The organism is Providencia sp. PROV156 (assembly GCF_028480905.1).
Classification (GTDB): domain Bacteria; phylum Pseudomonadota; class Gammaproteobacteria; order Enterobacterales; family Enterobacteriaceae; genus Providencia; species Providencia hangzhouensis.
This window is the reverse complement of sequence record NZ_JAMPPE010000026.1, coordinates 46,247-69,588: the sequence shown is the minus strand read 5'-3', so window position 1 is coordinate 69,588 and position 23,342 is coordinate 46,247. Positions and strand designations below refer to the sequence as shown.

The 23,342-nt window shown below is 38.6% G+C and carries 24 protein-coding genes and 1 pseudogene; 19 read left to right on the top strand and 6 right to left on the bottom strand.

Annotated features, from left to right (window positions below; all coding sequences use genetic code 11):
* Nucleotides 1-154 precede the first annotated feature (154 nt).
* The 13 genes and pseudogenes from PSF31_RS17210 (at nt 155) to PSF31_RS17150 (ending at nt 7,092) form a co-directional block, all read left to right on the top strand.
* On the top strand, nt 155-328 hold the full coding sequence (locus PSF31_RS17210; protein ID WP_244061634.1) for a DUF7167 family protein: 174 nt from the start codon (nt 155-157) through the stop codon (nt 326-328).
* 10 nt (nt 329-338) lie between these two features.
* Nucleotides 339-794, top strand: a complete 456-nt coding sequence (locus PSF31_RS17205; protein ID WP_262960512.1) for a hypothetical protein — start codon at nt 339-341, stop codon at nt 792-794.
* Nucleotides 795-855: 61 nt separating this feature from the next.
* Complete coding sequence (locus PSF31_RS17200; protein WP_262960511.1) at nt 856-1,131, top strand: hypothetical protein; 276 nt, start codon at nt 856-858, stop codon at nt 1,129-1,131.
* A 62-nt stretch (nt 1,132-1,193) separates the two neighbouring features.
* On the top strand, nt 1,194-1,349 hold the full coding sequence (locus tag PSF31_RS17195) for a hypothetical protein (RefSeq protein ID WP_262960510.1): 156 nt from the start codon (nt 1,194-1,196) through the stop codon (nt 1,347-1,349).
* A 159-nt stretch (nt 1,350-1,508) separates the two neighbouring features.
* Nucleotides 1,509-1,847, top strand: coding sequence for a phage protein NinX family protein (locus PSF31_RS17190; RefSeq protein ID WP_262960509.1), 339 nt, complete (start codon nt 1,509-1,511; stop codon nt 1,845-1,847).
* On the top strand, nt 1,837-2,103 hold the full coding sequence (locus PSF31_RS17185) for a DUF5405 family protein (protein WP_262960508.1): 267 nt from the start codon (nt 1,837-1,839) through the stop codon (nt 2,101-2,103). The genes PSF31_RS17190 and PSF31_RS17185 overlap by 11 nt, the downstream gene beginning before the upstream one ends.
* Nucleotides 2,104-2,115: 12 nt before the next feature.
* The gene (locus tag PSF31_RS17180; RefSeq protein WP_262960507.1) at nt 2,116-2,322 is read left to right on the top strand and encodes a DUF4060 family protein; all 207 of its coding nucleotides are present in this window, start codon (nt 2,116-2,118) and stop codon (nt 2,320-2,322) included.
* Nucleotides 2,323-2,747: 425 nt separating this feature from the next.
* Nucleotides 2,748-3,794 carry a tyrosine-type recombinase/integrase gene (locus PSF31_RS17175; protein WP_272683215.1) on the top strand — a complete coding sequence of 349 codons (1,047 nt, stop codon included), beginning with the start codon at nt 2,748-2,750 and terminating at the stop codon, nt 3,792-3,794.
* A gap of 39 nt (nt 3,795-3,833) precedes the next feature.
* Nucleotides 3,834-4,058, top strand: a pseudogene (locus tag PSF31_RS17170) (type I secretion system permease/ATPase); the annotation flags it as partial.
* A gap of 169 nt (nt 4,059-4,227) precedes the next feature.
* Nucleotides 4,228-4,521 (top strand): LexA regulated protein, encoded by a 294-nt coding sequence (ybfE, locus tag PSF31_RS17165; protein ID WP_004256256.1) that lies wholly within the window; start codon nt 4,228-4,230, stop codon nt 4,519-4,521.
* A gap of 154 nt (nt 4,522-4,675) precedes the next feature.
* Nucleotides 4,676-5,203 carry a flavodoxin FldA gene (fldA, locus tag PSF31_RS17160; protein ID WP_004256261.1) on the top strand — a complete coding sequence of 176 codons (528 nt, stop codon included), beginning with the start codon at nt 4,676-4,678 and terminating at the stop codon, nt 5,201-5,203.
* Between the two features lie 269 nt (nt 5,204-5,472).
* Entirely contained in the window at nt 5,473-5,922 is a 450-nt protein-coding gene (gene fur / locus PSF31_RS17155; protein WP_004256285.1) for a ferric iron uptake transcriptional regulator, read from the top strand.
* Between the two features lie 636 nt (nt 5,923-6,558).
* Nucleotides 6,559-7,092 carry a bactofilin family protein gene (locus PSF31_RS17150; RefSeq protein ID WP_232062946.1) on the top strand — a complete coding sequence of 178 codons (534 nt, stop codon included), beginning with the start codon at nt 6,559-6,561 and terminating at the stop codon, nt 7,090-7,092.
* Between the two features lie 175 nt (nt 7,093-7,267).
* Here the strand turns inward: PSF31_RS17150 and chiP are convergent, their stop codons facing one another.
* Both chiP and ansB read right to left on the bottom strand, forming a co-directional pair.
* Nucleotides 7,268-8,665 (bottom strand): chitoporin ChiP, encoded by a 1,398-nt coding sequence (gene chiP, locus PSF31_RS17145; protein WP_096864176.1) that lies wholly within the window; start codon nt 8,663-8,665, stop codon nt 7,268-7,270.
* Between the two features lie 537 nt (nt 8,666-9,202).
* Nucleotides 9,203-10,246: an L-asparaginase 2 gene (gene ansB / locus PSF31_RS17140; protein ID WP_004256291.1), complete on the bottom strand. Its 1,044-nt coding sequence runs from the start codon at nt 10,244-10,246 to the stop codon at nt 9,203-9,205.
* 194 nt (nt 10,247-10,440) lie between these two features.
* On the opposite strand from ansB, the gene ycaO reads away from it, so the two are divergent.
* A complete protein-coding gene (gene ycaO, locus PSF31_RS17135; RefSeq protein ID WP_096864175.1) occupies nt 10,441-12,195 on the top strand; it encodes a 30S ribosomal protein S12 methylthiotransferase accessory factor YcaO in 1,755 nt (584 codons plus the stop codon).
* 67 nt (nt 12,196-12,262) lie between these two features.
* On the opposite strand, the gene PSF31_RS17130 is transcribed toward ycaO, so the two are convergent.
* Genes PSF31_RS17130 through PSF31_RS17120 form a run of 3 tightly spaced genes read right to left on the bottom strand, consistent with a single transcriptional unit; the run spans nt 12,263 to nt 16,141 of the window.
* A complete protein-coding gene (locus PSF31_RS17130) occupies nt 12,263-13,858 on the bottom strand; it encodes a UxaA family hydrolase (protein ID WP_096864174.1) in 1,596 nt (531 codons plus the stop codon).
* 24 nt (nt 13,859-13,882) lie between these two features.
* Nucleotides 13,883-15,196, bottom strand: a complete 1,314-nt coding sequence (locus tag PSF31_RS17125) for an MFS transporter (protein WP_004256294.1) — start codon at nt 15,194-15,196, stop codon at nt 13,883-13,885.
* 51 nt (nt 15,197-15,247) lie between these two features.
* On the bottom strand, nt 15,248-16,141 hold the full coding sequence (locus tag PSF31_RS17120) for a dihydrodipicolinate synthase family protein (protein ID WP_096864173.1): 894 nt from the start codon (nt 16,139-16,141) through the stop codon (nt 15,248-15,250).
* Nucleotides 16,142-16,486: 345 nt separating this feature from the next.
* Between PSF31_RS17120 and PSF31_RS17115 the strand changes: the two genes are divergently transcribed.
* The 4 genes from PSF31_RS17115 to pflA all read left to right on the top strand — a co-directional run bounded on the left by PSF31_RS17115 (nt 16,487) and on the right by pflA (nt 22,012).
* A complete protein-coding gene (locus PSF31_RS17115; protein WP_164560966.1) occupies nt 16,487-17,260 on the top strand; it encodes an IclR family transcriptional regulator in 774 nt (257 codons plus the stop codon).
* 462 nt (nt 17,261-17,722) lie between these two features.
* Nucleotides 17,723-18,580 (top strand): formate transporter FocA, encoded by an 858-nt coding sequence (focA, locus tag PSF31_RS17110; protein WP_004256299.1) that lies wholly within the window; start codon nt 17,723-17,725, stop codon nt 18,578-18,580.
* A 70-nt stretch (nt 18,581-18,650) separates the two neighbouring features.
* Nucleotides 18,651-20,933, top strand: a complete 2,283-nt coding sequence (pflB, locus tag PSF31_RS17105) for a formate C-acetyltransferase (protein WP_096864172.1) — start codon at nt 18,651-18,653, stop codon at nt 20,931-20,933.
* A gap of 281 nt (nt 20,934-21,214) precedes the next feature.
* Nucleotides 21,215-22,012: a pyruvate formate lyase 1-activating protein gene (gene pflA / locus PSF31_RS17100; protein ID WP_004256303.1), complete on the top strand. Its 798-nt coding sequence runs from the start codon at nt 21,215-21,217 to the stop codon at nt 22,010-22,012.
* Between the two features lie 47 nt (nt 22,013-22,059).
* Here pflA and PSF31_RS17095 read toward each other — a convergent pair whose 3' ends face one another.
* On the bottom strand, nt 22,060-22,482 hold the full coding sequence (locus PSF31_RS17095) for a DUF2000 domain-containing protein (protein ID WP_004256305.1): 423 nt from the start codon (nt 22,480-22,482) through the stop codon (nt 22,060-22,062).
* A gap of 149 nt (nt 22,483-22,631) precedes the next feature.
* Between PSF31_RS17095 and PSF31_RS17090 the strand changes: the two genes are divergently transcribed.
* Nucleotides 22,632-23,099 (top strand): Lrp/AsnC family transcriptional regulator, encoded by a 468-nt coding sequence (locus tag PSF31_RS17090; RefSeq protein ID WP_004256307.1) that lies wholly within the window; start codon nt 22,632-22,634, stop codon nt 23,097-23,099.
* Nucleotides 23,100-23,342 lie beyond the last annotated feature (243 nt).

Here is a 23,342-nt window from a genome sequence, read left to right as displayed (position 1 = left end):
GGATGCAATGAATAAAAAAATGCCGACACAGGAAGCATCGGCGAGGACTACAAAAATAATTAGAAAGTTCAAATTAACTATAGGTTATAAATTAAAAACAATGATGAATTATTTTAATCGTATCGATTAAATACACGCAATAAGAGGAATGAATATGAGTAAGCAGATGGTTTTAGTTGCAAGGACAAATAAGGTTGGCTCTGACTCTGAAACTGGTTTAGGAATGACCGAGGATGAATGGAACCAATTAACTGAATCTGAGCAGGGTGTAATTATTAGCGATGCAATAGAGTCGCTTATTGATTATTGGGTGCAACCTGAAGATTAAAGGTGGAGTGATGAAAGACAGAATAAAGTTTAACGATGCAATGTTAACGGCTGTCATTAATGGCAGAAAAACGCAGACTCGCAGACCGATTAAGCCACAGCCTAAAGTAACCGAGGATGAGTTACGCAAACTTGGTGCATGGCAAGATGGTTACACACTATCCGAGCAAGTATGTGCAGCATGGAGGCATGGTTTTGTTGATGTTGATTGCCCATATGGTGAGATTGGCGACATCATCAACATTTCGGATAAAGACGGTAATATCAAAGGGAAAATTGAAATTACTGATGTTTGGTTGCAACAGGTAAATGATATCAGTGAAAGCGATGCTAAAGCCGAAGGGCTCAATGGGAAATTGAACTCATGCACATCTGACTTCGCCGCTGTATGGATTGGAATATACGGGATTGATAGCTGGATGAATAGCGAATGGACGTGGGTGATTGAGTTTCGCAGAATTGATTGATTATCACTACTTAACTAAATTTTAGATGGTATAGTAAACTCTCAATTATAAGGAGAGTAAAATGGTCTGTTATTTAATGATCTACGCAGATGGTTATACCACTCAGCACAAGAAAGATACATTTGAGGAAAGCGGTTTTTTAATGCCGCCAAAAAATAAAATATCCTCCACTGCCACCACTCGCGTGAATAATGAATGTGCGAAGTTCTTCCTAACAGAGAAAATAAGAAGTAAAGATAACAAATTTTACGCTATTGCTTATGAGCGCGGAATGACTCGACCTTGTGATGAAGATATTTTAAATCTTATAACTAAACATCAGATACCACATATTTAATGATAAATATCTTACCCTGCACTAGCAGGGTTTTTTATACCTAAAACTCAGAGTAACAATTAATGCAAATAATCGGATATGTATTACTCATGCTAATACAGGGTTCTGCTGTGCCTGTTACAGAGCAAATATACACACAGCAAGAATGCGAGAGCCGTGCCATGCAGATAATGCAGGTGCGGGATGTTGAGGTAGTTTGTGGTGAGGTGTGGCGATGAAATTTAAAGTCGGCGATAAGGTAAGACTGAGGCAATCAAGCAAATACATTAACAATAAAGACAAAATATTTACTGTAACTTTTGTCCATTCTCTTTATGTTTTCTGTGAATTAGAAGGTGCTGAACACGCGTTTAAACCATACGTTTTGGAGTTAATCAATGAATAAATACACCAAACTATCTGACTTCGAGATTAATAGGCGAATAGCAGAAATTGACACCAAGAATAGGTATGTTTATTTCGAAAAAGAACAAACTATTTTTAGAAAGTTTAATAATGGTCAGACTCAAAAGTTCAATCCGTGTAATTATCCATCCGATGCATGGCAATTAATACTAGAAGCTAAATTATCAATTAATCCAGACTTTAATAATGACTGTGAGTCTTGGATTATTCGCAATATACACATACCGATGGTGAGTGAAACAAATTTATCGCGCGGGATTAGTATTGCATATTTATTAATGAAGGATAAGGAGAACAGCAATGGAAATTAAATTAGGTAAATACGTAATAACATCCGATAAGTATCAATTTATTTTAAATGAAATTAAGACAATAAAAGAAGGTAAAAACGCAGGTAAAGAAACTATGGTTACTATTAGCTATCATCCAAGAATGGAAATGCTAATTAAAAAACTATTAACGCTTGAAGTTAAATCTGATGATATTAAATCACTTCAAGATATGAATGAAAAAATTAACCAACTTAGCATCGCCCTATCAAGTCAAATATCGGAATTAATTAAATAGCATAGGTGAATTATGAAATTAATAATTCGCGGCGAAGTCACGCCCACAGAAAGGATTGCTATTAATGTGGCATTGGAAGCCCACAAAAAGAATCACAACCGAACAGGAATAATCGTTAATCACAAAATAAAGATAGGAAAGAATATCTACCCAGTCGAAATTCAAAACTGTCAAAAGTCTTATATGGTAACAATGAGAAATAAAAGGCAGAGGATATGAATGAGCAAATATTAGAGAACGGACGCCGAAAGATAGCAAGGGATTGCAGAGACAAATTAAAACAACTTAAAAAACTCAGCGATAAACAAAGCACAGCAATACTCAAAGATTACCTTCCGAAGTTCCAATTAACCCTCAGCGAAAAACACAAGAAATTCCCACCTATTATGTGGTTGACTTGGTGCGTCAACTCTATCGATAAGGAGATTAATAGTGGATGACTCTCTTTATACAATAAAAGAATACGCATCGATGATCCGACTGTCATCTTCAACGGTATACCGCAACCCTGCTAAATATTACATGTTCAGGGTCGGTAGCTCATGGAGAGCAAACAAGGAAAGCCTAAAAAAGTTTGAACAGGCGCAGTTTAACGACAATAATGTCTATCGGCTGGCTTTGGTCGGTAGTAAGAGGAAAACCAAATGCCAATATACAAAAGAGGCAGCAAGTATTGGGTCGATGTATCCACCCCAACTGGCGAGAGAATTAGACGCTCTACTGGCACCTCAGACAAAATAAAAGCACAAGAATATCACGACAAACTAAAGCATGACCTGTGGCAGCAGGATAAGCTTGATAAGCAACCAGATCGGATATTTGAAGATGCAATCATTTTGGCTCTTAAAGATGCCAAAGGGCAAACAAGCTTTAAAACTAAACAAGCCTACTCTAAGTATTTTATCGCTATTTTAGGTGGAAAAAAGCTCTCATCAATCACTAGTGATGATATTGCAAATTCAATACCGGATTATAGCCCTATTACTAAGCGTAAGTTAACAAGTGCAACAAAGAATAGATATCGCTCATTTGTTTTAAGGGCTTTTTCATTGGCACACAAGATGGGGTGGTTAACCAAGTCATCCTATATACCACGGATGAAAGAGCCCACTGTTAGGGTTCGATGGCTAGAAAAGTGGGAAGCTGAACTACTACTGTCTAACATCAAAGTTAATTGGATGAAGGATTTTGTTTCCATTGCTATTTTAACGGGTATGAGAAAAAGCGAGATATTATCGCTTAAATGGAAAAGTGTAGACCTAGTTAGAAGAGTTGCTCATGTAACAGCTGATAATGCAAAGTCAGGACGCGCTAGACCTGTTCCGCTAAATGATGTGGCCATTGAAATTCTAAATGGAATAGAAAAGGATGGTGATTACGTATTTTCCAATAATGGAAAGCGAAGGAGTTGTCATTATCGAGAGTGTTATGATCAGGCATTGATTGATTCCGGCATAACTGATTTCACTTTTCACGACCTCAGACACACATGGGCAAGTTGGCACGCACAAAGTGGAACTCCACTCATGGTGTTAAAAGAAATGGGAGGATGGGAAACATTAGAAATGGTTCAGAAATACGCTCACTTTAGCGGTCAACATTTAACCAAATATAGTGAGCATGTCACAATTTCGACACAGCCGAAGAATGAAGCCAGTCAAAAGTCACATCTAACACTTTTAACTGGCTGATGTAAAACGATTAATTTCACACATCCAAAATTCAAAATCACTTCGACTTTAGATTACGAGTCAGAAGCTGCCATTATGGAAAATATGCCTTTAATTACGCAAGGAAGAACAGTCATTAGTATTGCTCACCGACTCAACACGATTATGCATGCTGATAGGATATGTGTTATTTGCCAAGGAGAAGTACACGAAATGGATACACACGAAAACTTGCTCAAATCAAATGGCTTATACGCCAATTTATGGCGCCAACAAACGCAATAACACGGATAAAAAAGCATCACACCTATAGCAAGTGGTGCTTTTTTACTAAAAGCGCTCATTTTACAACCGATTAAACCAAATCATCGTAGATGAAGCTATAGCACAAGGGGATTAGCTAGGGTATCATGGCGCGCTGAATTACTGGCACACCCTTTTAGCAGTTATAGACATGGCAAAAGAACAAACGGATCGGACTACACTAGATTTGTTCGCTGAGGAACGAAGGCCTGGGCGACCTAAAACAAGCCCGCTATCACGGGATGAACAACTGAGGATCAACAAACGCAACCAACTGAAACGAGATAAAGTGAAAGGATTGCGTAGAGTTGAATTGAAACTGAACGAAGAAGCTGTCGTGATATTGAATCAGTTAGCTGAAGATAAAAATATAAGCCGTAGTGAATTGATCGAAGAAATTTTGATGTCACAACTTGAGCATGTTAACACATCAATACTCAAATAACGTTATCTTGATAAATCACACAAATTTGACAGACTTAGCATCATTTTTTCGCCAGAATAAGGCGTAATATTCTATCTATTTTCGTTCTAAATGGGCTCTAGAAGGCGAATTTTCACCTCTAGTCCTCTTAGAAAAACAAGAGGTTAATCACTTTATGGCAGTCATAGGCATTTTCTTCGGAAGTGACACAGGTAACACAGAAAATATTGCCAAAATGATCCAAGAAAGATTGGGCAAAGATGTAGCAGAAGTTCACGATATCGCAAAATGCAGTAAAGAAGATATTGAAGCTTTTGATATTCTACTTCTCGGTATTCCAACTTGGTATTATGGTGAAGCTCAATGTGATTGGGATGATTTCTTCCCTACTCTCGAAGAAATTGATTTCGAAGGTAAACTTGTCGCCTTATTTGGTTGTGGAGACCAGGAAGACTACGCTGAATATTTCTGTGATGCTATGGGTACGATCCGCGATATTATTGAGCCTCGTGGTGCTGTTATTGTTGGTCATTGGCCAACAGAAGGTTATCACTTTGAAGTATCCAAAGGTATGGCAGATGACAACCACTTTATTGGTTTAGCTATTGATGAAGATCGTCAACCTGAGCTAACTGATGAACGTGTTGATGCATGGGTAAAACAAATCTCTGAAGAAATGTCTTTAGCTGAAATTTTAGGCTAATAGGTCATATAAAGAAACCTTACCCATAGATTACACCACTGTCTTGTACAAAATGAATCACTTAAGCCAGTGGCGTAATCTAAAATAACCGATAAGGTATCCTAATAGGATAGGTTCTCAAGAGATTATCAAAATAATGAGACAATGCATGGTTTCTATTTTTATTTTCCATGCCTATAATTGTAAATCAGTTTAGAAGACAACTGTATTGATGTTAAAAATGTCTCATTATTGTTAAATTTATGATTTAAGATACAGGACAAACCCGCATGACAGACAACAACAAAGCATTGAAAAATGCTGGACTCAAAGTCACTCTTCCAAGATTAAAAATTTTGGAAGTACTTCAAGAGCCTGAGTGCCACCACGTCAGTGCGGAAGATCTCTATAAAAAGCTGATCGATATGGGCGAAGAGATCGGGTTAGCAACCGTATACCGCGTGTTAAACCAATTTGATGATGCAGGTATCGTAACCCGTCACAACTTCGAGGGTGGTAAATCTGTATTCGAGTTAACTCAGCAACATCACCATGATCATTTAATCTGTTTAGATTGTGGAAAAGTGATTGAGTTTACTGACGAATCCATTGAAACTCGCCAAAAAAATATCGCTGCTCGCCATGGCATTAAACTATCTAACCATAGTTTATATCTATATGGTCATTGCGCAGATGGTGATTGCCGTGATAATGCTGACGCACACGAAGCAAAAGAGTAATAGTATTCAACCATCGCTGATAAAACGTAATGGTTAAAAATACCAAAACCCTGATAATAAACTTTATCAGGGTTTTTTATTTTAAATATCCATATTTTTTTCACTCAATTAGTGATAATTTATGATGAATAACTTAAATTTAACTATTTATCACTACAATTTTTAGTTAATAAAAAATTTTCCTAGAAACTATAATAGTTGCAATTCAAATCAAAACCCTTATATTATTTCACTGATGAATATATTCTATCATCTAGAATTATACTTATATATCAAAGTGGTATATAAATAACATTATAGATGTTTTCTAATTTTTCATACTATATAAAAATTATTTTATTTCCTTTCTATTATTTTAACTATAATTTAGAAAGTTGATGATTCAAATGTAGCCATAAAGTTAAAATACACTTTAAATGCACAATTACATTTATTGACTAAACTAATTACGTATTTTAGTAATTTGTAAGAGATTATCTGATGAAAAAAACATATCTTTTTCTCAACACAAGTTTTTTCTTCTGGTTTCTTACTTTAATAGGGTGGTTTTTTAGCTATTTATCTATCACCTTATTTTCGTTCGTATTATCAGTGCTATTCTTGATCTTATACTTCAATCAAAAAAAGGTAAGTAAAATGTTCACCAAAAGACAAAACAAGCCCACGCCTACATCGACGTCCCCTTCTATAAGTAATGAGCCTGAAGTGACTGCAAAGATAGAAGAACAAATTACACTATCAACGCCTACTATTAGTGAAGAAAAATCGAATACGATTATCTCTAGGGACGTTATTTTTGAAGGGAATATTACCTCTAATGAGCAAGTACATATCTATGGAAAAGTCATTGGAAATATAACAGGAAAAGATAATACTGTTAAAGTCATGTTAAACGGCCAAGTCACGGGAAATATTACCTGTAAAGAGCTGGTAGTTAATGGGCGTATTGAAGGTGAGTGCTTATCTGATACTATTTGTATTGAAAATAATGGCGAAATCCACGGTACTATCCATTACAGTAGCTTATCGATTAAAAAGGGTGGGGTTTTATCTGGCCATGCTCAAATTAAAAATCCTCCTCATCAATCGGAAAAAGTTACCATATTAAAAGATAAGTTAAAACAAGACGCTATCATACCCAATGAAAGTGTAAATAACGCTTCTTTGTAGTCTCCATAAAAATAAGGTGAATATACCCACCTTATTTTCAATTTTTATATCAGTATTTACACCTATTAAAACATCTCATTAATATTAAAATATATAGCAAACCTCTTTCCTATCTAGGCAAATGACTGCCATAGTTCCCCTATAGCAGTCATTTGTTACTAAAATATTTTCTACTCTAGAATACAGTAAATGGCATCATTACCATAAACTTAATATCTTTTTCATCTTGGAAAATATTTCCATAACCACCACCATAACTCGGAATATCTGTATGATTATCATATTTGGTAAAATGTAGCTTAAATAGCGTATCTTTTGCTCTACCTGACTGCACGGTATATAAAATATCAAAGTTCCATGCACTTTCTTTTAAGCGTACATCTTGAGCATATTGGCTATTCGTACTTGGTTTAGCATCCCAACCATAAATATATGAGGTTCCGACTTTCCATCCCGCTAAATCCCAATTTTTTAAATCATACATAACACCAGCCATAACGGCTTTTTCATTATTAGCATTCCAGTCTGAACGGCCATCCCACCAGATATCCATGCGGCCATTTGATGTTGCCCAACCAGGGGTCATACGCTGTAGGAAATAACCTTGATTACCTTTAGCTTTTACATAGGTTCCCTCTAATTTAAAATCAAATTCATCGTAGGTGTAACCTAATGTCATCGCTTGCAACCAAGCTAAACCGTCATAAACATCATTAACTCCGCCGTCTGAAACCTTGTCTTTTGCTCCATAAAATTGATAAGACATACGTAAATCACGGTCTACAACAGGAACTGCATAGGAAACCTTGGCAAAATATTGGTCCATATAGCTTTTTGCTTGCCCATATGCCCCTTCAAGAACTAAGTTGTTTTTAAAGTCATATTTGAAACCAATTGATTGTAAATAGCTGATCCCAGTTTTACCATCCGCTTCACGAAAATCATACATACTGCGGTACCAAGGTGCTTTATAGCGGTCGGTCCACATATAGGACATGCTGAGTTCACCATTTTGCTCAAAATCAAACACCCCGCCCACCTCTAATCCACGGTATGTTCCAGGCATATAACTCCAATGGGATGCTAATAGCGTTTGCCCCATTGGTTGAATATAGCCGCCTCTCCCCCAGAAAGGGCCATATTTCAATTTTGCAGCCGCTTTATAAAAAGTCACACCACTACGATCCCCTGTCCATTTTTCATCCCAACGTGATTTTGCGTCACTAAAACCGATTTCATTTGGTGCAGCAGGCCCACTGTTCGATAGCTCAATAGCTGTAAAACCCGCTAAATCAAGCCCAATAATGTCCTGAAAATAGCCGGATGAGAAATCTAGGCTGGCATTAAACGTTGAGTGTTTAAGATTATCCACATACTTTTTATATTTATCACTATTAGGGTCTAAATCTTTACGTGAACGATCTCGTTGCCAGTAGTAAAGGCCACCAGTAAGTTTTGAATCTTCAAGAAATTGCTCCGCATGCATGATTGGCTGGTAACCAATAGGTAGCATCGCTATTGCGATTTTTAAGACGAGCAATTTCCTGCCAGTATTGACATTTTTATTAACCATTCTTGTATTCCTCTAATATTTTTTAATTTTATTTTTCGGCCGAAATACGATTTAACTTTCCATTTAAATCTAAATATTCACAATGAGTTATGCCTCTTGCGATGTATTTAGCCTATTTTTTGCAACGCGAATTATCAACACAGATACAGGCTTTGTTGCCAAAATATGATCAACGACACATTAATTTTAATTAATTGCCATTATCACCAGTGATGACCTTGCTAAAAATAAAATGTAATAAATTGATAAATATAAAAAATATATAGAGAATACACATAAGAAAGGGTTCAAGATAAAATCAATAAATTAACTGTTTGTACCTTAATTTTTCCTATTTTGTAGGAATTCTCAAAGTTCTATCACCACATTGACCTAATTGCCTTAAAAAAGCTCAGATTACTGAGTCAAATAATTAGGATAAATGTTGTTGTACTGAAAAATAACATACGTAAGTATAAAATTTCTTAATAAACAATAAAGCTAACGGGGTACAGGCTACTGCACCCCGCTGTATTAAATTAACACTTGTTTTGATAATTAATATTTTTCGAATAATGCCTGAATTTGCTGAGGATCTTTAGTCTGAGTTAAGGCTAACTGAAGCAATACACGCGCTTTTTGCGGGTTCAACCTTTCTGAAGCAACAAAACCATATAAGTTATCATCCACTTCGGCATTTCTTGTCGTATAACCTGTTGGTACACGGCTTGAACGAACGACAACCACGTCTTCTTTCGCTGCTTTTGCTAAAGCGTCAAATACCGCTTTATACATATTACCGTTACCCACACCTGCGCTTACAACCCCTTCAACCCCTTCTTCTCTCAAAGCTTTCACCGGAGCCGCTGATGCATTGGCATAATTGTAAACAATGCCTACCGCAGGGAGCTTTTCTAGTTTACTGACATCGAATGCCGCTTTGTCACCACGAGGTTGCGCTGCTTGGAAATAAGTGACTTTACCATCATGAATAAAACCTTCTGCCCCACCATTAACTGCATCAAATGCCTGTACTTCAGTGGTGCTCATTTTCATCACATTACGGCCTTGCACGACTTTATCGTTCATTGCCATCAGAACACCGCGCTCTCCAGCAGACTTATCCGTCGCTAAAACTACTGCATTATACAGGTTCAAAGGACCATCAGCGCCCAAAGCTGTTGAAGGACGCATTGCACCAACCAAAACAATTGGCTTTTTACATTGCGTGGTTAAATCAAGGAAAAATGCCGTTTCTTCTAAAGTATCAGTACCATGAGTGATTACAAAACCATCTGTTTTATCGCAATCTTGGTTAATTTTTTTCGCGAGGCTCAGCCAGACTTGGTCATTCATATCTTGTGAACCAATATTCACTAATTGCTCACCACTTAAATTGGCAATTTTTTTGGTTTCTGGCACTGCATTAATTAAAGCATCAATCCCTACTTTACCCGCTTGATAACTGGAAGATGTGGCTGAATCACCGCCACCTGCTATCGTTCCCCCTGTCGCCAATACTGTAATATTAGGTTGAGCGATAGCGGATACGGCAAACAGTGAAACCAATGTCGCCAAAAGCGCTTTATTTCTGTTTTTCATCCTATTTTCCTTTCATTAATAAACTTCAGTTATTATGTGGAATTATGCTGAATTTTATGTGACCTATACAATTATTTTAGGATAAATAATGAATTTTAAGATGATTTATCTGTGAATAAATAAAAAGCGTGAGGCTTGCGACAAAAATCCGTATCATAGGCCGTTTGAAACACTCTATTCACAAGTGACTGACAATGAGCCAAACTTTTATTCCCGGCAAAGATGCCGCTCTTGAAGATTCCATCGATGCATTTCAAACCAAATTAAAGAAATTAGGGTTTGATATTGAAGAAGCCTCTTGGTTAAACCCTGTACCCAACGTTTGGTCTGTACATATCCGCGATAAAGCGTGCCCCCTTTGCTTTACTAATGGTAAAGGAGCGAGCAAAAAAGCCGCATTAGCCTCAGCGCTTGGTGAGTATTTTGAGCGTTTATCAACGAATTACTTCTTTGCTGACTTTTATCTTGGTAAATCTATCGCTGAAGGGGATTTTGTTCATTACCCTAATGAAAAATGGTTTCCACTAACCGAAGATGATAGTTTACCTGAAGGGTTATTAGACAATCGTTTGATTAAATTTTATGACCCCGACAACGCCTTAGCCGCCAGCCAATTAATTGACTTACAATCCGGCAATGAAAAACGTGGTATCTGCGCCCTGCCATTTACCCGCCAATCAGACAACCAAACCGTATATATTCCAATGAATATCGTTGGCAACCTATATGTTTCCAACGGAATGTCTGCGGGAAATACCGCCAACGAAGCGCGTGTACAAGGCCTTTCCGAAGTCTTTGAACGCTTTGTTAAAAATAAAATCATTGCTGAAAGTATTAGCTTACCGGCTATCCCTGCTGACGTCATGGCTCGTTATCCTGCGGTAGTTGAAGCCGTTGAAACCTTAGAAAAAGAAGGTTTTCCAATTTTCTGTTATGACGCATCACTAGACGGCCAATACCCTGTAATTTGTGTGGTGTTGTTCAATCCACAGAACGGGACTTGTTTTGCCTCATTTGGTGCTCATCCTGACTTTGGTGTTGCCCTTGAACGTACAGTCACCGAATTGCTACAAGGCCGTGGCTTAAAAGACCTCGATGTATTTAATGCACCGACCTTTGATGACGAAGAAGTGGCTGAACACACAAACCTTGAAACTCACTTTATTGATTCAAGCGGTTTAATTAGCTGGGATTTGTTTAAAGATGATGCCGATTATGCCTTTGCAGATTGGAGCTTTAAAGGCACAACTCAAGAAGAATTTGCAACGCTTATTAGTATTTTCAATACATTAGATGCTGAAGTCTATATTGCAGATTATAACCATTTGGGTGTCTACGCTTGCCGTATTTTAGTCCCAGGTATGTCTGATATTTACCCAGTAGAAGACTTACATATCGCCAATAACGCGATGGGCGCTTATTTACGCGACACCATTATCAACCTACCTGATAGCCAATGGGAAAAACAAGACTATCTTGCCCTTATCGAGCAATTAGATGACGACGGTTTAGATGATTTTACCCGTGTTCGTGAATTACTTGGTTTGGCAGTAGGTAAAGACAATGGGTGGAGTAACCTGCGTATTGGTGAGTTAAAATCCATGTTGGCACTAGCGGGTGGTGATCTTGAACAAGCACTTGCTTGGGTTGAATGGACACAAGACTTCAATAGCTCAGTATTTACTGCCGAGCGCGCAAATTATTATCGTTGCTTGCAAACCCTGTTGTTGTTATCTCAAGAAGAAGAACGTGACCCTGCGCAATACTACAACGCCTTTGTGCGTATGTATGGTCAAGAGGCAGTAGATGCTGCATCAGCCGCTATCGCTGGGGAATCATGCTTCTATGGTTTGTGGTCGATTGACGAAGAACTGAAAGCACTTCCTGCGCACCAAGCCTTGCTGGCAGCTTATGAAAAGCTGCAAAAAGCAAAGCGTGATAATGCATAATGTGAATTGAATCGTTGACGGGGAGATTACCCCGTCAACATTTTCACAATTTATTGGTTTATATTAATTATAAATCCAATGAACGTTTCCATAATAAGAAATCAAACTGTTCTAATCGGTCCGCTTGAACCTGATAGTCACCGCTTGCCGTTTCAATCACCCGTTCAAATAACCCTTTACTAATTGTTGGTAGTGGAACCCCATCAATAATTGGCCCGCAATCATAATCAATTATGTCTGACAGACGCTCTGCAATGGCACTATTAGTCGATATTTTTAAAACTGGCACAATCGGGTTCCCTGTAGGAGTTCCAAGTCCTGTTGAAAAAATAACCACATTACACCCCGCAGCAACAAGGCCGGTAACCGCATCAACATCGTTACCCGGCGTGCAAACTAATGATAACCCGCTGTCAGGCATAGGCTCCGCATAATCACACACCGCACTAATCGGCGACGTTCCGCCTTTTTTAGCCGCCCCAGTCGATTTAATTGCATCTGTTATTAGTCCATCTGCAATATTACCGGGGCTCGGGTTATCGGCAATCGTAGTATTAAAGAAATTCGCTGTCTTTTCATAACGCTCCATCAAGTCCAAAAATTTTTTCTTATCCTCAAAAGACACGCACCGTTTCACCATATCCCCTTCTGCGCCACACAACTCAGGGAATTCAGCTAAACCTGATGCGCCCCCTAAGGTCACTAACCAATCAGAAACTAGCCCCATCGCAGGGTTACCCGAAATACCAGAAAAACCGTCAGAAGCGCCACATTTCACACCGAGTTTTAAATGAGACAACGGAACATCCACACGGGGCTGCGGTTTAACAGCCTTCATGCACTCATAAGTTTGCTTCAATGCTGTTTGCATCATTTCTTCTTCGCTACTCCACTCTTGCTGGCGAAAGTAAAGTGCAGGTTTAGCAAAATTAGGGTTACGAGCAACAAGTGACTCTTTAAACATTTTACGCTGTGCTTTTTCGCAGCCCAAACTAAACACCGTAATACCAATCACATTAGGGTGATCTGCATAGGCAGCAAGCACATCACACATTGTCTTACTGTCAGAAGTCGCCCCACCACAACCACTCGTGACCGTAATGCAACGCACGCCTTCTATATGTGGGAATAATTTAGGCTTTGCGGCTTCCCTTTGCTCGCCTGCGGTTAAATCTAACGCAAAGTTTTTCAAACTATTATTGGTATAACCTAATGCTTCATTTAAGGCATCAGTGAGCTTTGTTACATTGCGGTTTTCACAAAATACTAATGGAAAGATTAACCAATAGTTTGCAGTTCCCACTCGCCCATCTTCACGTATATAGCCTTTAAATGTACGTCCTTGATATACCGATACATCTGGCGCATTCCACTCATATGGCGCATCTTGCTCTAAAGAAACCGGAGCTGCATAGTGGCGAATATTATCGACTGTGATAACTTCACCTTTTGCGATTGGCTTTGTGGCTTTTCCTACTGCAGTACCATACATCGAAACACTGCCATCAACGGGTATCGCTTCCATGGCGAACTTGTGTTTTGCTTTCACATCGGTCACTAGGGTCACTTCTTCACTTCCCCAGTGGTAGATATCTCCTGCTTGCAGGTCTTTCAAAGCAACAATTAGGTTGTCGCTCTCATCAATTTTGAGAATTTTTTGCATGTCACACCTTCCTAAAAATTGTCATTAGTTAGATGACAATGCTTTGAGGTTGTTGTTATGAGTGTTTTTTTTAAGTAATGCGATTAAAACGGCACAACCGACGGTGATCACCGCTAATGTCACGATACCTGCGGTATTGCTATTCATCATTTTATCGACTTCCACGCGAATGATTGGTGCGAGGAATGAACAGAATGCCCCCATGGTGGTACAGAAACCAATTCCTGCTGCTAATGCAGGGCCACTTAATAACTGAGGTGGAAACGTCCAAAATACTGGTTGAACGGATAAAAAACCAACAGCGCTTAAACATAATGCTGCAATAGCAAAAACAGGGCTCGCAAATGCTGACAGTGCCAAACCTAATGCTGCGGCTAACATACACAGCACTGAGATTTCGATGCGACGAGTTGGATGGCGGTCAGCAAAACGAGGAATGTAATACACCCCGAATGCAGAACAAGCCCAAGGTATGGCAGCAACTAAGGATTGTTTAAAGCCTAAACTTTCCCCCATTAAGGACGCCACTTGGGAAGGCAGAAAGAACATCAAACCGTATACTGAAATTTGGATCGTGCCGTAAATCAGTGCAAGGTGCCAAACTTTGATATTTTTTAGTGCAGATAATACTGATGTGGTTTCAGTTTTTGCATTTTCTTTAGCTAATTGTTCAGTTAGGGCTTTTTTCTCTTCTTCGGTTAAAAAACGGGCTTTTTCAGGGCTATCATCCAAATAAAAGAAGGCAAAAATACCAATCACAACAGCGGGAAGGCCTTCAATGACAAACATCCAGAACCAGCCCGGCCGACCTAACCAACCATGCAATTCCAGTAACGCGCCAGATAATGGCGAGCCCAGAGTCAACGCCAAAGGTACGCCTAAAACAAAGATTCCAATTACAGACCCGCGTACATTATTGGGGAAATAAATGGAAGCTAATAATAGAATTCCTGGATAGAAACCCGCCTCTCCTAACCCAAGTAAGAAACGTAAAATAATAAATTGCGTCTCATTGGTGACAAAACCTGTCATTGCAGACAGAACGCCCCAGATAACTGTCGTAATACTTAGCCATTTTTGCGCCCCTATTTTGTTTAAAATTAAGTTAGCGGGAATACCAAATAACGCATATGCCGCAAAGAAAATACCTGCACCAAAAGCAAAAGCAGAATCGGATAAACCAATGTCGACTTGCATCGCATCTTTAGCAAAACCGACATTCACACGGTCAATAAATGCAACAAAATACAAAATAAACATCAGAGGTACTAAACGTTTCCACGATTTGGCTATCGCAGAATTTAAAACAGGATTGTTATAAGCTTTCGTTGTCGCCATGATATTTTTCCCTGTTGGTAAGATGTTCTATTGTGTTTGATTCAGGAAAGGTCAGAGCGGTAAATCAGCAAGGGTTAATAACTGCTGAAGTTGCTCAATCTGTATATTGTTCAAGCCAATAAATGGCGCTGTACAATAGTCTGAATTAACCACACCTTTTAGCTGCAATGCTTTTTTAAAGGTTGGGATAAATGGTGCATTGACACCATATATAGCCATCAATTGGTCTACTCGTTGTTGGTGTTTTGCCACTAATGCTAAATCACCCTGGATAAACGCCTGCATCCACGATGCAAAAAACTGTGGAACAATATTTGAAAGCCCACCAATGCAACCATTTCCCCCCGATAAAACCACATGAGCAAAGTTATTATCGTAACCTGCATATACCTCAAAATGAGGTAAGCGGGTTTTCACCGTTTCAATCACTTGGGCGGTATGAGTCGTGTCAGGAATGGTATCTTTCAACCCGATGATATTGGGATATTTATCCGCTAAACGTAGGCAAACATCTGGAGAGACAGAATAACCTGTTCGTTCAGGGAAGTTATAAATGAAAATGTTAGCAGATGTTTTGGCTGCTATCGTGCTGTAAAAACGGAAAACACCTTCATCATCCAGCGGAAAATAATATGGGCTAATGATCATCACCCCATCGATTCCTTTTTCATATGCATAGTTAGCCAATTCAACCGACTCTTGCACATCAAGGCGGCTTGCTCCTGCATAAACACGCATTTCCTCCTTTGGGTAACGACTACATAGGTCGATTAGTGTTTTTGAGCTCTGCATATTAAGCGCAAAAAATTCCCCCGTGCTTCCCATTGTGACAAAACCGGAGACTTTGCCTTTCAATGAATCATAAACACGTATGTTTTGTTCTATATCCACTCGACCTTTGTCATCAAAGATGGTCACTACTGGAGTGATATAACGACTTTCCATACCGGTAATCTCCTTACCTATTATTATTCATATATACAAACTGCATTCATAAATAAAAACAATAAACAAGAAATCATGAATTATGGATTGAGTCAAATTCATCCAATTTATATATAAATCTCACATAATCATTTGATTAAAAAGAATTTAAAGAAAAGAAATAGCAATTAGACTGGCTAAAAAATGATTTTTTTATTACTAAATTTTGAACAGAGTCACGTCTTTATTGCGACTTGAGCCATTAACAGGTATGACCAATTTGAGATTAAACGTATTCCTGAGATGATTTACATAGTGGTATTTTAAACCTAGAATAGCGACAAAATTAATCAGTGAGGTGGTTTAATGTCTACGGGGCACATGCCGACAATTCGGGTATTAGAAATACTGCAAGTTTTATCGGCTGAAAATACTGGGCTTTCTTTGACACAACTTTCTGATAAAACACAAATCTTAAAGGGGACTATTTATCCTATCTTAAAAACGTTGGTTGAACATCGATATATTAATTATGATGACAATAGCCAGCTGTATTATTTAGGTATCGCCTGCTCACTCCTTTCCCGCTCATTTTTCGAAAAATCCTATTGGCTAAAAATGGTTCATCGGGAAATGGTACATATTGTTGATGAATGCAATGAAGTGTGCCAAATGGGGATTTTAGACGGTGCCGATGTACTATACATTGATAAAGTCCAATCAGCCCAAAAGGTCCAATTAATCTCTAATATTGGTACTCGTTTGCCTGCTATTTACTCGGCACTTGGTAAGGCCATGATTTTTAACTACAGTGACCAACAAATTTCCGAGCTTTATCCTTCAGGTTTTACCCCGTTAACCCAATACAGTGTGCAAACTTTGGCTGAACTGCGCCTACAGCTTAACGCAGTTCGTGAAAATAATTATGCCATTGATAATAAAGAAATAAATGAAGAAACGACCTGCTATGCTGTTGCATTGCGTCAGCGAGATAAAATCATAGCTGCAATTAGTGTGTCTATCCCAACTTTCCGCATTGATGAATCCAAAGTGAACCAAGTCATCAAAACACTTTTAGCAAGTCGTGAACGTATTGAGCAAGAATTGAATACACTCGAAGATATTGAGTTTTATACCTAGCCATAACATTAAAAGCTGTTTGATTAGTTAACATATATCACTTTCATTTGTAGATTCATTTATACGAATCTTTTATTATTTACATTATTGTTAGATAAATATTGCAGAAATAAGGTTTGGTTAAGGAATATATATCGGAATCCCCCCGAATTAAATAGGGTATTATGCAAACATAAGTTAAATTATATGCCAAAAGGATCATATTCATCTTAAATAGTTAACATTTACGCGTATATTTTTACTTATTTTAATGCTCAAAACTGACTTTATAAAAATTTTTAATAAATTTTAAAAAATATTTATACCTTATATATCAACAAGATAGATTCAAATTTAACAATTTACTAACCATTTTCACCGCTCTCTCTAGAGAGTTCATGATCCATATCAAATTTATCAATTCACCCCTTTGTTACTATTATTGCGTGCTATAATTAATCAACTTTGTAAGAGAGTGTTGGTATGAAAGCTGACAACCCTTTTAATTTATTGCCACCTGCTGTAATGGCGCAAGTCGCAGATGATGCCTCTTTTTATAAGGCAAATAAACATCCTGCAATTACTTACTTGTCAGCATTCACTGCCGGTATTTTTATCTCTATCGCGTTTGTATTCTATATCACAGCAACAACCGGGGCAGCTGAAGCGCCTTATGGTTTCACTAAACTTATTGGCGGGATTTGTTTCTCCTTAGGTCTGATGTTAGTGGTTGTATGTGGCGCAGATCTTTTCACCTCCACCGTACTCACTATCGTCTCAAAAGCCACAGGAAGAATTACTTGGGGGCAAATGTTCCGTAACTGGTTTAATGTCTATATTGGTAACTTAATTGGTGCGTTATTCTTTGTTGCACTGATTTGGTTTGCAGGACAATACACCGCAGCCAATGGTCAATGGGGGTTAAATGTATTACAAACCACCAGCCATAAATTACACCATACCTTTATTGAAGCGGTTACATTAGGAATTTTAGCAAACTTAATGGTTTGCCTTGCGGTTTGGATGAGTTACTCCGGCCGTAGTTTAACTGATAAACTGGTCGTTCTAGTGTTACCTGTCGCGATGTTCGTAGCGAGCGGTTTTGAGCATAGTATCGCAAACATGTTCATGATCCCGTTAGGCATTATGATTAAAGAGTTCGCCCCCGCTGAATATTGGTCTCAAATAAATATGTCTCCTGACCAATTTTCACACCTAACGGTTGGTAACTTTATTACAGATAACTTAATTCCAGTCACTATCGGAAATATTATTGGCGGTGCGATTTTAGTCGGCCTCATTTATTGGTTTATGCATTTACGTAGTGGCCAAAAACATTAATAGCCACTGACACACACGAAAAGATTTATTAAGATCCCTAAAAGATCCATTGTTAAAAGGTAAAAGTATCATGTCCGAGTTAAATGAAAAATTCGCTTTAGCATGGCAAGGTTTTAACCAAGGTGACTGGCAGAATAACGTCAACGTACGTGACTTCATCCAGAAAAACTACACTCCATATGAAGGTGATGAATCTTTCTTAGCAGGCTCTACTCCAGCAACTGACACGTTGTGGGATAAAGTCATGGAAGGGATCAAAATCGAAAACCGCACTCATGCGCCAGTTGATTTTGACACTGATGTCGCTTCAACCATCACTTCTCATGATGCAGGTTACATTACTAAAGAATTAGAAAAAGTCGTTGGCTTGCAAACTGACGCACCTCTGAAACGTGGTCTTATCCCGTTCGGTGGTATCAAAATGGTTGAAGGCTCATGCAAAGCTTACGACCGTACTTTAGACCCAGAAATCAAAAAAATCTTCACTGAATACCGTAAAACTCACAACCAAGGTGTTTTCGACGTTTACACGCCAGACATCTTAAAATGCCGTAAATCAGGTATCTTGACTGGTCTACCTGATGCATATGGTCGTGGTCGTATCATCGGTGACTACCGTCGTGTTGCACTGTACGGTATTGATTTCCTGATGAAAGACAAATTTAACCAATTCACCTCTTTGCAAGAAAGATTAGAAAAAGGTGAAGACCTACAAATGACTATCCAACTGCGCGAAGAAATTGCTGAACAGCACCGTGCATTGGGTCAAATGAAAGAAATGGCTGCAAAATACGGTTACGATATTTCTGCACCAGCAACAAACGCACAAGAAGCAGTACAGTGGACTTACTTCGGTTACTTAGCCGCTGTTAAATCACAAAACGGTGCTGCAATGTCATTTGGTCGTGTTTCTACCTTCTTAGACGTGTATATCCAACGTGACTTAGAAGCAGGTAAAATCACCGAACAACAAGCGCAAGAATTGATTGACCACTTAGTCATGAAACTGCGTATGGTACGTTTCTTACGTACTCCTGAATACGATGAGCTGTTCTCTGGTGACCCAATCTGGGCAACTGAATCATTAGCAGGTATGGGCCTTGATGGCCGTACTCTGGTAACGAAAAGCACATTCCGTTTCCTGAACACACTGTATACCATGGGCCCATCTCCTGAGCCAAACATGACTATCCTGTGGTCAGAAAAACTGCCAATGAATTTCAAAAAATTCGCAGCTAAAGTGTCTATCGATACCTCATCAGTTCAGTATGAAAATGATGACCTGATGCGTCCAGACTTCAATAACGATGACTACGCAATTGCATGTTGCGTCAGCCCAATGATTGTTGGTAAACAAATGCAGTTCTTCGGTGCTCGCGCAAACTTAGCGAAAACCATGCTGTATACCATCAACGGTGGTGTTGATGAAAAACTGAAAATGCAAGTTGGTCCTAAACATGCACCAATCATGGACGAGATCTTAGATTTCGATACTGTGATGAACCAAATGGACCACTTCATGGATTGGTTAGCAACTCAGTACGTCACTGCACTGAACTGCATCCACTTCATGCACGATAAATACAGCTATGAAGCTTCGCTGATGGCGTTACATGACCGTGATGTTTATCGCACCATGGCTTGTGGTATTGCGGGTCTATCTGTTGCTGCTGACTCACTGTCTGCAATCAAATATGCGAAAGTTAAACCAATTCGTGATGAAGACGGTATCGCTATCGACTTCGAAATCGAAGGTGAATATCCACAATTTGGTAACAACGACTCTCGTGTAGATGATATCGCGTGTGACTTAGTTGAACGTTTCATGAAGAAAATTCAGAAACTGCCTACTTACCGTAACGCGGTACCAACTCAGTCAATCCTGACCATCACCTCTAACGTAGTGTATGGTAAGAAAACAGGTAATACACCAGATGGCCGTCGTGCAGGTGCACCATTCGGACCAGGTGCAAACCCAATGCACGGTCGTGACCAAAAAGGTGCGGTAGCTTCACTGACTTCTGTTGCTAAACTGCCATTTGCTTACGCGAAAGATGGTATTTCTTATACTTTCTCTATCGTACCAAATGCGTTAGGTAAAGATGATGATGTTCGTAAAACGAACTTAGCGGGTCTGATGGATGGTTACTTCCACCACGAAGCGTCTATCGAAGGCGGCCAGCATCTGAACGTTAACGTTATGAACCGTGAAATGCTGTTAGATGCAATGGAAAACCCAGAGAAGTACCCACAACTGACTATCCGTGTATCTGGTTATGCTGTACGTTTCAACTCACTGACTAAAGAACAACAGCAAGACGTTATTACTCGTACTTTCACCAGTACAATGTAATAATTAGCTCATTAAAATAAAGTAAATTAAAGACCCCGCTTTACGGGGTCTGAGGTTGTTGACAAAGCGGGATAAAAACGTGGTTTTTCCCGCTTTGTGTTATCAGCCGAAAATCAATAAATTGATTTTCCTAGTTTATTTTCAAAACCTATTAAACTTGCCGCCAAACATAATATGTTTGTCAGCAGTCTGAGCCCCCTCACGGGGGCTTTTTATCTATACCAGCAACGATATTTTTGCTCTAAAGTTTGCGGTATGAAGGATATTTTGGAGTGCCTGCTATGTCTATCGATGATACTAAAACCAAAACAATAGCGACGACTAATGTGACAGAAACCCCAACCACACTCGGCCGTATTCATTCGTTTGAATCATGCGGAACCGTTGATGGTCCTGGGATCCGTTTTATTGTATTTTTCCAAGGCTGCTTAATGCGCTGCTTGTATTGCCATAACCGCGATACTTGGGATACCCACGGTGGCAACATTGTTACCGTTGAAGAATTAATGAAAGAAGCCGTAACCTATCGCCACTTTATGAATGCGACTGGCGGAGGTGTTACCGCCTCAGGCGGAGAAGCTATCTTACAAGCTGAATTTGTACGTGACTGGTTCCGTGCCTGTAAAAAAGAAAATATTCATACTTGCCTTGATACCAATGGATTCGTGCGCCGCTACGACCCAGTGATTGATGAACTGATGGATGTCACTGACTTAGTGATGTTAGATTTAAAGCAAATCGATGATGAAATTCATCAAAAATTAGTGGGTGTTTCTAACCATCGTACTTTGGAATTTGCTCGTTACCTTGCCAAACGCAACCAGAAAACTTGGGTACGCTATGTTGTCGTGCCGGGTTGGAGTGATGATGACCATTCAGTACATTTACTGGGCGAGTTTACCAAAGATATGAGCAATATCGAAAAAATCGAATTACTGCCCTACCACGAACTCGGTAAACACAAATGGGAAACCATGGGTGAAGAATACAAACTAGATGGCGTTAGACCACCATCAAAAGAAGTGATGGAACGAGTTAAAAGTATTCTAGAAAGTTATGGTCACAAAGTAATGTACTAACCAATTTGAGGCTCTTTATAGAGCCTCTGCTTTATCTGCCATTATTCCTATCTAAACAAAGGTAAGTGGCCAATAAGCTGCGTCACCGCCTTTTTATTTCCTACCAACCCAATACCAGCTAACTGAATATTTTTATATTCGTGTTCTAATAATTTTTGCTGATACTCATCATAAGTCCGGCACGATTGTGCCAATAAGCTAAAAGGAATAATGTATATTTCATTTACCTTTAATGCAGCCACTTCAATCTCTTTAATATACTGCTCCGGTGATTTTAAAATCGGTAATGGCGCATAAATCACACCGGGATAATTGATATTATCCGCACTGTTCAAATCTTCCCCTACTATATTGTTAACTTTATTTCCTAAACTCACGCCAATCACACTAGCGGCATTCATTGCCAACCCGTTAGATAAATCCTGATTAACGACGATAGCGCAACGATGCTCAGCTGGATTAAATATCATTCCTGTCCCCTATGATTTTATGTGTATTCAATTTCCCAATAATTATGGCATTTAAAGAAAGAAATAGGCTTTCTAACTCAGTCATTACACGCTAAGATTTAGGTAAATTTATCCCATTTAAAGCATTTTTAAGGTAGAGATTTTCATTTATGGCAATAGATAAGACAGAAATAAAAATACTAAAATTACTACAAGATGACGCTCGAATAACTAACCAAGTGCTTGCCGAAAAAGTAGGCATGTCAGCCTCTCCCTGTTGGCGAAGGGTTAAAAAATTAGAAGAAGAAAATATTATTCAAGGATATCGCGCCATTCTCAATCGTAAAAAGATTGGCTTAGGTGTGATGGTTTTTGTTCGCGTCATTATTGATAGTGATAGCGAGGCTGAAGCACAAAAATTTGAACAAGAAGTGACTGAGCTAGAAAATGTCGTCGCTTGCTACAGTATTGGTGGTGATACTGACTTTTTATTACAGGTTGTATCCCATGATTTAGACTCCTATGCCGACTTTGCTATGACGGTTATTCGCCGGTTACCGGGTATCAAAGAAATGCAAAGTATGTTTGTACTTAAAGAAATTAAGCCGCTGGATGCTTACCCAATATCACTTATTTAGCTTTTAAATTAAATAAAATCTTACTTAATTATTATGAATCGTGATTATTTAATTGACGATTTAACCTTGTTGATAGAACCAAAAAATAGTTTTTTTCACTAAATATACTAAATATTCGTATTTTATTCAGTACATTAAGGAATAGATAACCTTCTTATTTTGATAGAAAATATTTTATACAAGAAAATTTTAATCAAAAATATCTTACCAGAATAGTCTGCTTTATAATAAGCTAACTTAGCT